Annotated in this window: 13 protein-coding genes; 9 read left to right on the top strand and 4 right to left on the bottom strand. The window is 74.4% G+C overall.

Annotation, left to right across the window (positions count from 1 at the left end; all coding sequences use genetic code 11):
- Positions 1-10 precede the first annotated feature (10 nt).
- The 4 genes from ASL10_RS07790 to glgX all read right to left on the bottom strand — a co-directional run bounded on the left by ASL10_RS07790 (position 11) and on the right by glgX (position 3,359).
- Positions 11-346 (bottom strand): DUF1294 domain-containing protein, encoded by a 336-nt coding sequence (locus tag ASL10_RS07790; protein ID WP_235452584.1) that lies wholly within the window; start codon positions 344-346, stop codon positions 11-13.
- Positions 347-427: 81 nt separating this feature from the next.
- Positions 428-652 carry a cold-shock protein gene (locus ASL10_RS07785; protein WP_056046124.1) on the bottom strand — a complete coding sequence of 75 codons (225 nt, stop codon included), beginning with the start codon at positions 650-652 and terminating at the stop codon, positions 428-430.
- A gap of 161 nt (positions 653-813) precedes the next feature.
- Entirely contained in the window at positions 814-1,317 is a 504-nt protein-coding gene (ybaK, locus tag ASL10_RS07780) for a Cys-tRNA(Pro) deacylase (protein WP_056046122.1), read from the bottom strand.
- Positions 1,314-3,359, bottom strand: coding sequence for a glycogen debranching protein GlgX (gene glgX / locus ASL10_RS07775; RefSeq protein ID WP_056046120.1), 2,046 nt, complete (start codon positions 3,357-3,359; stop codon positions 1,314-1,316). Before glgX ends, ybaK begins: the two co-directional genes overlap by 4 nt.
- A 78-nt stretch (positions 3,360-3,437) precedes the next feature.
- On the opposite strand from glgX, the gene ASL10_RS07770 reads away from it, so the two are divergent.
- The 9 genes from ASL10_RS07770 (at position 3,438) to prfB (ending at position 12,498) form a co-directional block, all read left to right on the top strand.
- On the top strand, positions 3,438-4,604 hold the full coding sequence (locus ASL10_RS07770; protein ID WP_056046118.1) for a cysteine desulfurase family protein: 1,167 nt from the start codon (positions 3,438-3,440) through the stop codon (positions 4,602-4,604).
- Between the two features lie 228 nt (positions 4,605-4,832).
- Positions 4,833-5,588, top strand: coding sequence for an acyl-CoA dehydrogenase (locus ASL10_RS07765; RefSeq protein ID WP_192123288.1), 756 nt, complete (start codon positions 4,833-4,835; stop codon positions 5,586-5,588).
- Between the two features lie 11 nt (positions 5,589-5,599).
- Complete coding sequence (locus ASL10_RS07760) at positions 5,600-6,208, top strand: signal peptidase I (protein WP_162234603.1); 609 nt, start codon at positions 5,600-5,602, stop codon at positions 6,206-6,208.
- 8 nt (positions 6,209-6,216) lie between these two features.
- Positions 6,217-7,200, top strand: coding sequence for a hypothetical protein (locus ASL10_RS07755; protein ID WP_157485321.1), 984 nt, complete (start codon positions 6,217-6,219; stop codon positions 7,198-7,200).
- The gene (locus tag ASL10_RS07750; protein WP_056046113.1) at positions 7,197-9,023 is read left to right on the top strand and encodes a choice-of-anchor G family protein; all 1,827 of its coding nucleotides are present in this window, start codon (positions 7,197-7,199) and stop codon (positions 9,021-9,023) included. Before ASL10_RS07755 ends, ASL10_RS07750 begins: the two co-directional genes overlap by 4 nt.
- Before the next feature lie 66 nt (positions 9,024-9,089).
- Positions 9,090-9,692: a hypothetical protein gene (locus ASL10_RS07745; RefSeq protein ID WP_056046111.1), complete on the top strand. Its 603-nt coding sequence runs from the start codon at positions 9,090-9,092 to the stop codon at positions 9,690-9,692.
- 128 nt (positions 9,693-9,820) lie between these two features.
- Positions 9,821-10,411, top strand: a complete 591-nt coding sequence (locus tag ASL10_RS07740; RefSeq protein WP_056046109.1) for an RNA polymerase sigma factor — start codon at positions 9,821-9,823, stop codon at positions 10,409-10,411.
- Positions 10,408-11,274 (top strand): hypothetical protein, encoded by an 867-nt coding sequence (locus ASL10_RS07735; RefSeq protein WP_056046107.1) that lies wholly within the window; start codon positions 10,408-10,410, stop codon positions 11,272-11,274. The genes ASL10_RS07740 and ASL10_RS07735 overlap by 4 nt, the downstream gene beginning before the upstream one ends.
- Before the next feature lie 114 nt (positions 11,275-11,388).
- On the top strand, positions 11,389-12,498 hold the full coding sequence (gene prfB / locus ASL10_RS07730; RefSeq protein WP_056046106.1) for a peptide chain release factor 2: 1,110 nt from the start codon (positions 11,389-11,391) through the stop codon (positions 12,496-12,498).
- Positions 12,499-12,566: the final 68 nt, after the last annotated feature.

Here is a 12,566-nt window from a genome sequence, read left to right as displayed (position 1 = left end):
GGCCCGAGCGCTAGCCGACGAGCGCGGAGGCCGCGGTGACGACCGCCACGTTCACGGCGACCGTGCCCCAGAAGGCGACCTGGAACGACCGCTTGCTCGTCTTGTGCCGCAGCAGTTGTTGTGCGGCGAGGGCCCCGGGCCAGCCGCCGAGCAGGCCGAGCAGCAGCAGGACGCGTTCGGGCACGCGGCGTCGTCCTCGACGGGCGGCGGACTTGTCGACCGCGTAGACCGCCGCCGTCACCAGGCCGAGGGCGACGGCTGTGGCGACGAGCCAGGGGAGGGCCCCGTCGATCCGGGCGGACGGCCCGGCGGAGGCGACGACACCCACCACGACCGCGACGGCCACGACGAGCAGCAGCCCGACGACGAGGGCGACCCGGCCGGCCCGTGTCGGGCGCGGGGCTCGTCCCCGGGGCGCCGTCCAGCTCTATCCGACGGAGGACACCCGCACGGCGGCCGGCCCCCGGTCGCCGTGGCGGTCGACCTCGTACGAGTAGGCGTCACCGACCCGGGGCCGGGCCGTGCCGCGGCTGAACGCCGTGATGTGGACGAACGCCCGGCCGCGTCCCGAGGCCGGGGTGAGGAACCCGAAGCCGCGGTCGTCGTCCCACGAGGTGAGCGTGCCCTCGACCCGGGCCGGGCTGCCGGTCATGCGCCCGACCCTATCCCGCGTCGCCCGTGCCGCATTCGGCCATCCCGCCACGAGGTCGACATCCCGCCACGTTTTCGCGTGGCGGATTGTTGACTTCGTGGCGGCGTGGCGGCGTGGCGGCGTGGCGGCGTGGCCGCAGATCCGAGGAGGCGCGGCGCGGGTCAGTCCCGACGGATCGCCGCGTAGGATCCGCCGGTGGCGCGCACGAGGTCGTCGGGTGCGATCTCGATGTCGAACCCGCGCCTCCCGCCGCTGACGAAGACCGAGGCGAAGGAGGCGGCGCTCGCGTCGACCACGGTCGTCGCGGCGGTCCGCTGCCCGAGCGGGCTGATGCCGCCCACGACGTAGCCCGTGCGGCGTTCGACCAGGGCGGGGTCGGCCAGCGAGGCCTTCTTGGCCCCGACGGCGGCCGCGAGCGCCTTGAGGTCGAGGCGACCCGAGACGGGGACGACGCCCACCACGAGGGTGCCCTCGGCGTCGACCACGAGGGTCTTGAAGACGCGTTCCGCCGAGAGGCCGAGCTCGGCGGCGGCCTCCTCGCCGAAGTTCGTCGCCGTGTCGTGGTGTTCGTAGGTGTGGGCCGTGAAGGGGATGCCGGCCGTGGTGAGCGCGACGGTGGCCGGCGTGGCGGGGCCGCGCGCCCCTCCGGACGCCTTGCTGGTCACGAGGCCACCTCGGTCGTCGTGGCGCGGAACACCACCACGGTCGGCCCCGAGACGAGCAGGTCGTCACCGGGGGCCGTCGCCTGCGGCAGGCTGCGGTCGTCGCTCGACCACAGGGCCTCGTACGCCGTCACCCCGTGGTGTCGGGGGAGCGTCACCGAGACGGCGGTCTCGGCCCCGTGCACCACGACGAGGACCGTGTTCGGCGCCTCGTGCTCGGGCGTCGAGGTCGCGAGGTACTGCATCGTGCGGACGCCGGGGTCGTTCCACTCGTCGGGACGCATCTCGTCGCCCGAGGCCGAGTGCCACGACATCTCGTTGGCGCTGAGCGTGCAGGCGCCGTCGAGGCCGAACCGCGACGGGCGCAGGGCGGGGTTCTCGGCTCGCAGCCGGGAGAGCGTGGCGACGTCGTCGTGCAGGTCCCGGTGCCAGGGTTCGTCGGACCAGTCGACCCAGGTGAGCTCGCTGTCGGTGCAGTAGGCGTTGTTGTTGCCGTGCTGGGTGCGGCCGCGTTCGTCGCCGGCGGTCAGCATGGGGATGCCGGCCGACACGAAGAGGGTGGCGAGCAGGTTGCGCATCGAGCGGCGCCGGGCGTCCGAGATCCAGGGGTTGACGCTGTCGCCCTCGACGCCGTGGTTGAACGAGCGGTTGTCGTCGGTGCCGTCGCGGTTGTCCTCGCCGTTGCTGAGGTTGTGCTTGCCGTCGTACGACACGAGGTCGAGCAGGGTGAAGCCGTCGTGCGCCGTGACGAAGTTCACGCCCGACAGCGGACCGCGCTCGTGGGCGTAGATGTTGCTCGACCCGCTGAGCTTCGACGCGAAGCTGCCGAGCCCGGACGGGGGAGCGCCCTGCGACCGGGCCGCGGCGATGTCGGTCAGCCAGAAGTCGCGGGCCCGGTTGCGGAACCGGTCGTTCCACTCGATCCAGCCGTCGGGGAAGGCCCCGGTCTGCCAGCCGCCCATGCCGACGTCCCACGGCTCGGCGATCATCTTGACGCCCTCGAGCGCCGGATCGTCCACGATCGCACTCAGCAGCGGGTGCTCGGGGTCGAAGACGTGGTCCGCACCACGTCCGAGCGTGGCGGCGAGGTCGAAGCGGAAGCCGTCGATCTGCACCTCGTCGGCCCAGTACCGCAGGGAGTCGAGGACGAGCCGCGAGGCGGCCGGCGTGCTCGTGTCGAGCGAGTTGCCGCACCCCGTCACGTCGACCGGCCGACCCTCGGCGTCGTGTCGGTAGTAGCCGGAGCCGTCGAGACCGCGCAGGCTCGTGACCGGGCCGCCGACCTCGCCCTCTTCGGCCGTGTGGTTGTAGACCACGTCGAGGTAGACCTCGATGCCGGCCTCGTGCAGTAGGCGCACCATGCCCTTGAACTCGCGGAGGATCGCCGAGGCGCCGGCGAGCTGCGCGTCGCGGCTGGCGTAGGCGGCGTGCGGGGCGAAGTAGCCGAGGGTGTTGTAGCCCCAGTAGTTCTCGATGCCCTGCGCGACGAGGCGCTGCTCGTCGACGTGCTGGTGCACGGGCAACAGCTGCACCGCCGTCACGCCGAGGCCGATCAGGTAGGCGATGGTCGACTCGGCGGCGAGGCCGGCGTAGCTGCCGCGCAGCTCTTCGGGCACGAAGGGGGCCAGGCGGGTGAGGCCGCGGACGTGCGCCTCGTAGACCACCACCCGGTCGAGCGGCGTGCGGGGCTTGGACACCCCACCCCAGTCGAACGACTCGTCGACGACGGCCGACTGCCACGTGCCGCGTCCGGTGCGACCGAGCCCGCGCGCGTAGGGATCGAGCAGCTCGAGCGAGGGGTCGAAGGCGTTGCCGCCCCCGGCGGGGCCGTCCGCCCGCAGCCAGTACCGCCGCCCGGGGGTGAGGGCGCCGTCGGTGGCGCTCCACACGTCGTGTGCGTCGCGGACCATCGGGACGACACGGTCGTGCGGGGCGTCGTCGATCACGACGTCGATCCGGGACGCCGACGCGGACCAGACGCGCAGCGTCGGCCCGTCGGGGCCGGAACGGATGCCGAGATCGCGCAGGGGGTCGGGGTCGGTCACGCGTTTACAGTAGAGGAGGCGCGTGTCGGCCCCGAAATCATCGAGCGTCTCCGCCCCACCCAGCCTGAGGACCCGAACATGAGCGTCTACCTCGACCACGCGGCCACCACGCCGATGCACCCGGCGGCGATCGCCGCCTACGCCGAGGCGCTCGGCACGGTCGGCAACCCGTCGTCCATCCACTCGGCCGGCCAGAACGCCAAGCGCGTCCTCGAAGAGGCCCGCGAGCGCGTGGCCGCGACCCTCGGCTGCGACCCGATCGAGATCGTCTTCACCTCGGGCGGCACCGAGGCGGTCAACCTCGCGATCAAGGGACTGTGGTGGGCGAGGCAGTCCGACCGACCGCGGCCGCGCCTCCTCGTCCCCGCCGGCGAGCACCACGCCACCGTCGACACCGTCGAGTGGCTCGAACGGTACGAGGGCGCCGTCGTCACCTGGCTGCCGCTCGACGAGCAGGGCCGGCTGCGCGTCGACGCCCTCGCCGCGGCCCTCGACGAGCACGACGACGTCGCCCTGGTCAGCCTGCTCTGGGCCAACAACGAGGTCGGCACGATGCAGCCCGTCGACGAGGTCGTGGCGCTCGCCGCCGCCCACGGGGTGCCGGTGCACTCGGACGCCGTCGCCGCCTACGGGCAGGTGCCGATCGACTTCGCGGCCTCCGGGCTCGCGGCGCTCAGCGTCAGCGCCCACAAGATCGGCGGGCCCATCGGCATCGGCGCGCTCGTGCTGTCGCGGTCGGCGACCGTCGTGCCCCTGATCCACGGGGGCGGACAGCAACGACAGGTGCGCTCGGGCACGCAGGACGCCCCGGCCGCCGTCGCCTTCGCCGTGGCGGCCGAGCAGCCGCACGGGGCCTACGAGCCGCTGCGGGACCGGCTGATCGCCGGGGTGCTGGCGTCGGTGCCCGGGGCCGTGCTGCGGGGCGACCCCGTCGACCGGCTGCCCGGCAACGCCCACTTCACCTTCGACGGGTGCGAGGGCGACTCGTTGCTGTTCCTGCTCGACGCCGCCGGGGTCAGCGTCTCGACCGGATCGGCCTGCCAGGCGGGCATCCCCGAACCGTCCCACGTGCTGCTCGGCATGGGCCTGCCGGCGGACGCGGCCCGCGGTGCGCTCCGCATGACGATCGGCCACACGAGCACCGAGGCCGACGTCGACGCGCTGCTCGCGGCGCTCCCGACCGCCGTCGCGCGCGCCACGACGGCCGGTTACGCCGACCGCGCCCCGGTGCTCGGCGCCCGCTGATCCGCCCGCCGGGCAGGGCACCCCGGCCACGACCCCCGAACGGGTGGGTTGTCGCCCCCGCGCGGGGGTGGTGTACTCGACCCCAACACACGTGAGCACGCCTCACCGGCCGGGCCCCACCACCCCGAGCCGCCGCCGCATCCCGGCCCGCCGCCCGCTCACCACGGGCGTCCATCGCACCACCCCGAGCGCCGCCCCCACCAGGCGACGCGGATCAGGAGCACCACCATGTCGCAGCACCGCTCTGCCTCCGACACCCCTCACGGCGAGGTCCCGCGCGACGACGTCGCGACGCACGACCGGTCGGCGCCGAGACCTCGTCGCCTCCGCAAGGTCGCGGCGCTCGCCGCAGGCGGTGCGCTGGTCGTCGGCGGACTCGGCTACACCGTCGCGGCCTGGACCGACAGCGAGTGGGTCTACGCCGGGGACGGCACGGGCGGCCCCGGCATAGGCACCGGCACGTTCGAGGTGCAGCAGAGCGTCACCTCGCCCTACACGGCGGGCTTCTCCGACTACGAGACCGCACCGGGTCGCGGCACGGTCTTCACGCCGGGCGCGCAGACCCTGAGCCCGGGCGAGAGCGTCTACTCGGGCGTGGCCCTGCGGACGACGGCCACGACGAGCGTCCCCGCCGACGTGCAGGTCCGGGCCGCGGTGCCCGCCACCGGCGTGACCGTGGCCGATGCCGGGGGAGCGCTCTTCAGCGCCCTGACCGTCCGCGTCGCGACCGTCGAGGTCACGGCCGGGGGTGCCGCGCCGACCTGCACCGCCGCCGCGTTCACCGCGCCGACGACCATCGCCACGGGTTCGCTCTCGACGACGGGCGCCACGGCCACCCAACGACTCGCCGCCGCGTCCGGCACCACGCAGTTCTACTGCTTCGAAGTGACCCTGCCGGCGAGTGCCGCCACGTCGGCGAGCTCGACGCTCCAGGGCCGTACCGCCGCCCCGGCGTGGGAGTTCGCCTCGACCAGCGTCGAGTGACGGGCCGACCGGTGGTCGACACCGTGACCCGGCCCCGGGCGGAACGTCGGGGCCCCGAGGTCGAGCCGCGCCGGGCGGATCGCCGTGAGCGCCGTCGCCGACGCCCTCGCCGCCGACCGGTCGACGTCGTCAGCACGCTCCTGCTGTCGGTGGTCGGCCTCGTCGGCGCGGTCTGCCTCCTCTGGCTCGCCGTCTCGACGGTCCTCGGCCTCTCGCTCGTGGTCGTCCTGACCGGCTCGATGAGTCCCACCGTGCCCGCGGGCGGCGCCGTCGTCACCCGGGCGATCGCGGCGGCCGACGTGCGGCCCGGCGACGTGGTCACGGTGCCCCGACCCGGCTTCGACGTCCCCGTGACCCACCGGGTCGTCTCGACGACCGCCGTGCCCGGCGACGCCGCCGCGCGCTCCCTCGTGCTGCGGGGCGACGCCAACGACTCGGACGACCGCGACCCCTACGTCGTGCGCGACGCCCGGATCGTCGTCGCCTCGGCCCCGGGCCTCGGCTTCGTCCTGACGACGATGTCGACCCCGTCGGCCCGCGGGCTCGCGGTCGCCGTCGTCGGTGCCGCCGTCGTGCTGGCCTTCTGGCCGACGCGACGCGGCGCCGTCCGCCGAGGGTGAGGACGACCGTGGACGGGGAGTCGAGTGGCGGCGCGCCCGGCGGGCCGAGCGGCGAGCACCACGGCCGCGGTGCGCACCACGACCGCGGTGCGCACCGCGGACCCACGACCCGCGGGCACCGCGCCGCGACGACGCTCCTGGCCGTCGTGGGGACGGCCGCGTTCGTGCTCGGCGGGGCCCTCACCGTCCAGGCCGGCACCGCCCGTGCCCTCGAACCCGTGCCCGAGACCGGCCTCGACGGCCACCTCGTGCTGGCCGACGAACTGACCGGCACCGAGGACATCGCGCCCGCGGCCCCGGGCCGCTGGCAGATCGCGACCGACGTCACGACCGGCGACCGGGTGGCACTCGGCCTCGAGCTCGTCAGCTCGGGGTCGCTCGTCGACGACGAGGCCGGATTCACGCTGGGGGTCGAGACCTGCGACGTCGAGTGGCAGCGGGTCGAGACGACGCCGCTCTGCGCGACCGGGGCGCGGACCGTGACCGCCCCGACCCGCGCCTCCTCGTTCGTCGACGGCAGTCCCTCGTGGCCGGTGCGGTCGGTCGGGGGCTCGGGCCGGGTCTTCGTGCTCGTCAGCCTCGGTCTCGCCGGTGGGCGCGGCGACGACGCCTCGTCCATGGGACGGAGCGCCCGGGTCGGCGTCGGCATCACGGCGACGGCGCTGGACCCCGTCGCGACCCTCCCGGCCGAGCCCGAGCCGACCGTCACGACCGCCGTGCCCGGCGACCCGGCCGGTCCCGGCCCGGGCGGGGCGGACCCGGCGGCGCCCGGCACCGGCGGCACCGGCACCGGCCCCGGCGGCGTCGCCCCCGTCATCGACTCCGCCGGCGACGGGCGCCCCGTCGACGTGACCCTCAGCGGCGTGGACGCCCCGCGGGCGCTCGCCTTCACCGGCGGCCTCTCGTCCGGCCCGGCCATCGCGGGTGCCGGTGCCCTGGTCGTCGGCCTCTCGCTGCACCTCCGCGGACGACGCCGGGCGGTGACGTCGTGACCGGCACGCACGGCCGCCGTCGCCGTCGCCCCACGGGTGTCGCCCGCCTCGTCGCGGCGCTCACCGCGCGACGGGCCGTCGTCGCCGTGGCGGCCGTCGTCGCCGTCGTGGGTGCCGTCATCGTGCCCCCGCCGCCCGTGACGACCGCCGCCTGGACCGACTCCGAGCGCACGTACGGGCTCGTCGGCACCACGAGGTTCACCTGCGGCACCGACACCGGGTACGCCGCCGCCGCGTCCAGCCGGTTCGTGCGCGGCAGCCTGGCCGGCACCGACCTCGACACCGTCGCGGCCGTGCGTGGGGCGGACCTGACGCGCACCCGCTCCGGCGTCGTCACCGCGGTGCCGGCATCGCCCGCCCCGACCACGGACGCGGGAGGCACGACGACGTTCCGCAATCCCCTGTCGGCGAGCGCGGGGTCGGGTCTCGTCGGCCTCGACCTGACCGGGCTCGGCACGAACCTGCCGGCGGGGTCGGCCGGAGCCCTGAACCAGTTCACGCGGGTCGCCCCGACCGGCACGGCGGCCGCCGCCGCGGGTCTGGTGAGCGACTCGGGCGGGCTCGGCGTGACGCCGACGACCCCCGCCTCGTCACTGCCCGGTCCCGCCCGCATCGGCCTCACCTCGGTGCTGCCCGCCTCGACCGCCCTCGACCGGGCCGACCTGACCGTGGGCGCGGTGGCGTCCACGGCGACCCTCGACGGCTGCCGAGCCCTCGAGAGCCGCATCTGGGGCGACGGCAGCGTGACGGGGGTGACCCGCGACTACGGCATCGCCGGTCTCGCCCTCGAGCTGCACAGCCCGGCGGTGGCGGGACTGTCGGGTCAGGTGTCGAGCACGGTCACGAGCCTGAACACGGCCGCCGCCGGCCTGACGGGCGTCAACGGCACGATCTCGAGGACCGTCCGGGACGGCGTGCTCGCCACCGTGAACGGCCTCACGAACCTGCTGAGCCTGGGCGGGGTCACGGGTTCGGTCACCCTCACCGGCCTGGCCCTGCAGTCGGCGGTGGACCCGGTGCTCGCGGGGTCGGTCACCAGCACGGACGGCACGGTCACCATCACCCCGTCGACCGGTGTGGTGTCGGTCGACCTGGCCACGCTGGTCGGCCAGCCCGGCGGGCTGAACGGGCTCGCCCCGAACACCGAACTCGTGCTGAGCGCGGCGGCGATGGCCTCGATCACGACCACGGTCGGGTCGATGCTCGACGGCCTGACCCAACGGGTCGTGGCGGCGCTGCAGTCCGCGGTGTCGGCGGCGCAGCTGTCGGTGGCGTTGACGGTGACGTTGCGGGCGACGGTGCTCGGCGTCCCCGTCGACGTGCTCGCCGTCGACGTCGCGATGGGGGGAACGCTCGGCCAGTTGCTCGCGTCCCCGTCCACCGCGACGGCGGTGGTCACCACGCGGGTGCTGAGCGGGGCGCTCGCCACCCTGCTCGGCAACGTGCTGAACCCGCTGCTCGCCGCGTTGACGGGCTCGGCCGGGTCGCTGCTCGCGTCGGTGGCCACGCTCGTCCGCTCCACGCTCGTCACCCCGGTCACCACCCTCGGCAGCACCCTCTCGACCACGCTCGCCCCGGTGCTCACGGCGCTCGGCACCCTGACCACGCGCCTGCCGTCCGTCCTGTCGCTGAGGGTGAACCTGCGCCCCGACCAGGCCGGCTACCCGGGCGGCGTCGTGACCGGCGTCCCGCCCGACAAGTGGACGACCGTCCCCTACCAGGTGGGGGCGTTGCGGGTGGCCCTGTCGGCCGGAGCGACGACGGTCACCTCGCTCGACCTCGCGACCTCGCGGGTGGGACCCGTCAGCACCGTGCCCCGGTAGTCGTCGTCTCCGACCCGAGGAGGCGCGGGTCGCGCCTCGCGGGCCGCCTCGCGTCAGACTGGGGCCATGCAGCTCTACTCGGCCTCGCCCCTCGTCCGGACCCGCCAGGTGACCGGAGACGTCGTGGCCGTCGGCCTCGTCGTCCTCTTCGTCGTGCTCGGGGTGAGCATCGCGACCTTCATCGGCACCTTCGCCGACCTCGGGAGGCAACTCGAGGAGGCGGGGGCCGGCTTCCAGGGCGCCATGCAGGACGCGTCGCGCGCGCTGCAAGGGCTGCCCCTGGTCGGCGGTGCGGCCAGCGCCCCGTTCGACGGGGCCAGCGGGGCCGGACAGTCCCTGGCCGACGCCGGACGGCAGCAGCAGGACGGCGTGGCCCGGGCGGCGCTGGTCGCCGGACTCGTCGTCGCCGGGGTGCCGAGCCTCGTGGTGCTGTGGGTCTGGCTGCGCGGGCGGATCGCGTTCGTGCGCCGCGCCTCCTCGGTCCGTGCGCTGCTCGCCCTGCCGGGCGGCGAGGACCTGCTCGCGTTGCGGGCACTCACCGGCCGCGACGCGAAGGCCGCCCTCGCCGTGTCTCCCGACCCGGTGGCCGCCTGGCGCGCGGGGGATGCCGCGGTCGTCCGCCGCCTCGCCGACGTGGCCCTGCGGGAAGCGGGCGTCGCCCGGCGCTGACGCGGGCCGACCGGTGCCGACCTCGGGGAGAGGAGACGAAGGAACCTTTCCGGGCGATCGGACATGTACGGGAGGCAGCAACGGACCAGAGGGGACGTCGACATGACGACGAGAAGCGAGCACGACCGGTGACGGGGGACGCCGACGTCTGGGCCCGGGCGGTCGCAGGGGACCCGGCCGCGTTCGGGACCGTCTTCGACCGCCACCAGGCACGGGTGCACGGCCACGCCCTGCGGCTGTGCCGACACCGGCACGACGCCGAGGACGTCACGGCCATGGTCTTCCTCGAGGCGTGGCGCCGTCGGGACGCGGTCCGCATCGTCGACGGGTCGGTCCTCGCGTGGTTGCTCGTGACCACGGGCCACGTCGCCCAGAACCTCGCCAGGTCGACCCGTCGACACCGCATCGCCCTGGCCTCCCTGCCGCCGCACGCCGACGTGGACGATCCCGCCGACGACGTCGCGGCGCGACTGGACGTCGTCGATCGGGACCGGCGGTTGAGAGTCGCCCTCGACGGCCTGGGCAAGGCCGATCGCGACGTCCTCGGGCTCTGCGTGCTCGAGGAGTTCCCGATGGCGACCGCGGCCGAGGCGCTCGGCGTGCCCGTCGGGACCGTCAAGTCCCGACTGTCGCGGGCCAAGTCGCGACTCGCCAAAGCGATGTCGGCTTCCGAGTCGGCCTCCGGACGTCCCGTCACCCTGACCGGAGAGAACCGATGAGCGACGCACCGAACGACCGTCCGAACGGCCCACACGACGCGCACGACGCGCTCGGCCTTGACCGCGACCGTGCCGCGGCCGTCCGCGGCCTCCTGATCGAGACCGTCGCGCGCGAACCCGACCGCGCCCGTTCGGTCCGTCGCCGGCGGGTCGTCCTGCTGTCGGTGGCCGGCGCGGCCGCCGTGGCGCTGGCCGTCGGGGGCGTCGCGCTCGCCGGGGGCGGCACCCTGCCGTCGGGAAACGGTGAAGCGGCCCCCACCTCGCTCCCGTCCGATCGACCCGAGGACGATCCCGGCACGTCGCCCGGTGTCGTCGAACCGGCCGGGACGCCGTCGGCGACACCGGTCCCGCCACCGGCACCGGTGGTGGACGATCCGACGGCCCCGTCGACCTGGATCGTGTCCACCGATCGGATCGGGCCGCTGGTCCTCGGCGGCCGGCTCGAGGAGCAGGCCGCCCGGCTCACCACCTTCGACCGGCACCCGGACGACGGCTACGGCTGCCCGGCGTCGTTCTTCTCGGACGGCCGGGGACTGAGTCTCGCTGTCTCGCGCGGGTCGTCTCCGGACGCGACCGAGATCGCGACCGTCTCCGCCGACCCGACGTTCGACGACCCGGCCGCCCTCGCGAGCGCCACCCCCCGGACCGCGTCCGGCATCGGGCTCGGCGACGACGAAGCGACACTGCTCGCCGCCTACCCGGATGCCGAACTCACTCTCGACCACCACGAGAACTACGGGACGCAGTACGCCGTCGCCGGCGACGACGGGCAGTACCTCGTCTTCGTGGTGGGGACGTCCGACCGGATCACCGACATGAGCGTGGGCACGACGCGCATCGCCCCGCCCGAGTACTGCGGATGAGACGAGACCTCACCCTGTCGTCGGGAGGCGCGGGGCGGGTGGCGCGAGGCGGGCGGCGGGAGGCGCGGGGCACGGGCAGGCCCGGCCCACGCGGGCCGGGTAAGCTCGGGGACCATGATCGCACTGGATTTCTCTGAGCAGATTGCCGCCCTCCGGGCCACGTTCGAAGACATCCGTGCGGTGATCGGGCAAGACCGTCTCGTCGCCGAGATCGCCGAGCTCAGCGAACAGGCCTCGGCCCCCGACCTGTGGGACGACACCGACAACGCCCAGAAGGTCACCAGCGCCCTCAGCCACCGGCAGTCCGAGCTCGAGAAGCTCGAGACCACCGAGGCGCGGCTCGACGACCTCGAGGTGCTCGTCGAGATGGCGAACGACGGCGACGACCAAGAGAGCGCCGACGAGGCCCAGGCCGAGCTCAGGGCCCTGCAGAAGATGATGGACGTCCTCGAGGTGCAGACGCTGCTCGACGGCGAGTACGACCCGCGCCCGGCCGTCATCACGATCCGCGCCGGGGCCGGCGGGGTCGACGCCGCCGACTTCGCCGAGATGCTGCTGCGCATGTACCTGCGCTACGCCGAGAAGCACGGCATGTCCGCCACCGTCATGGACACCAGCTACGCCGAAGAAGCCGGCATCAAGAGCGCCACCTTCGAGATCGACGCCCCCTACGCGTTCGGCACGCTCAGCGTCGAGGCCGGCACGCACCGGCTCGTGCGCATGAGCCCCTTCGGCGCCGCCGGCAAGCGCCAGACCAGCTTCGCCGCGGTCGAGGTCATCCCGCTGATGGAAGAGACCGAGTCGATCGACATCCCCGAGAACGACATCCGCGTCGACGTCTTCCGGTCCTCGGGCCCCGGCGGTCAGAGCGTCAACACGACCGACTCGGCCGTGCGGCTGACGCACATCCCGACCGGCACCGTCGTCTCGATGCAGAACGAGAAGAGCCAGATCCAGAACCGCGCCGCCGCCATGCGCGTGCTGCAGTCGCGCCTCCTGCTGCTGCAGAAAGAAGCCGAGAACGCCAAGAAGAAAGAGCTGGCGGGCAACATCACCGCCAGCTGGGGCGACCAGATCCGCAGCTACGTGCTGGCGCCCTACCAGATGGTCAAAGACCTGCGCAGCGAGCACGAGGTCAACAACCCCTCGAACGTCTTCGACGGCGATCTCGACGGCTTCATCTCGGCGGGCATCCGCTGGCGCAAGCGCGACGACCAGGACTGACCGGGCGTCGCCCGCCCGGCGGCTCCCAGCACATCCATAGCCGCCCCGCCGCAGCGAGTCGCTGCGGC

The sequence above is a fragment of the Frigoribacterium sp. Leaf8 genome (assembly GCF_001421165.1).
Lineage (GTDB): Bacteria > Actinomycetota > Actinomycetes > Actinomycetales > Microbacteriaceae > Frigoribacterium.
This window is presented reverse-complemented; position numbering and strand designations above follow the sequence as displayed.

Bases quoted from the DNA above. Each gene is read 5' to 3' on its own strand.
- ASL10_RS07735 (WP_056046107.1), top strand. From the start codon at position 10,408: ATGAGCGACGCACCGAACGACCGTCCGAACGGCCCACACGACGCGCAC.
- ASL10_RS07745 (WP_056046111.1), top strand. From the start codon at position 9,090: ATGCAGCTCTACTCGGCCTCGCCCCTCGTCCGGACCCGCCAGGTGACC.
- ASL10_RS07785 (WP_056046124.1), bottom strand. From the start codon at position 652: ATGACCGGCAGCCCGGCCCGGGTCGAGGGCACGCTCACCTCGTGGGAC.
- ASL10_RS07765 (WP_192123288.1), top strand. From the start codon at position 4,833: ATGTCGCAGCACCGCTCTGCCTCCGACACCCCTCACGGCGAGGTCCCG.
- ASL10_RS07770 (WP_056046118.1), top strand. From the start codon at position 3,438: ATGAGCGTCTACCTCGACCACGCGGCCACCACGCCGATGCACCCGGCG.
- prfB (WP_056046106.1), top strand. From the start codon at position 11,389: ATGATCGCACTGGATTTCTCTGAGCAGATTGCCGCCCTCCGGGCCACG.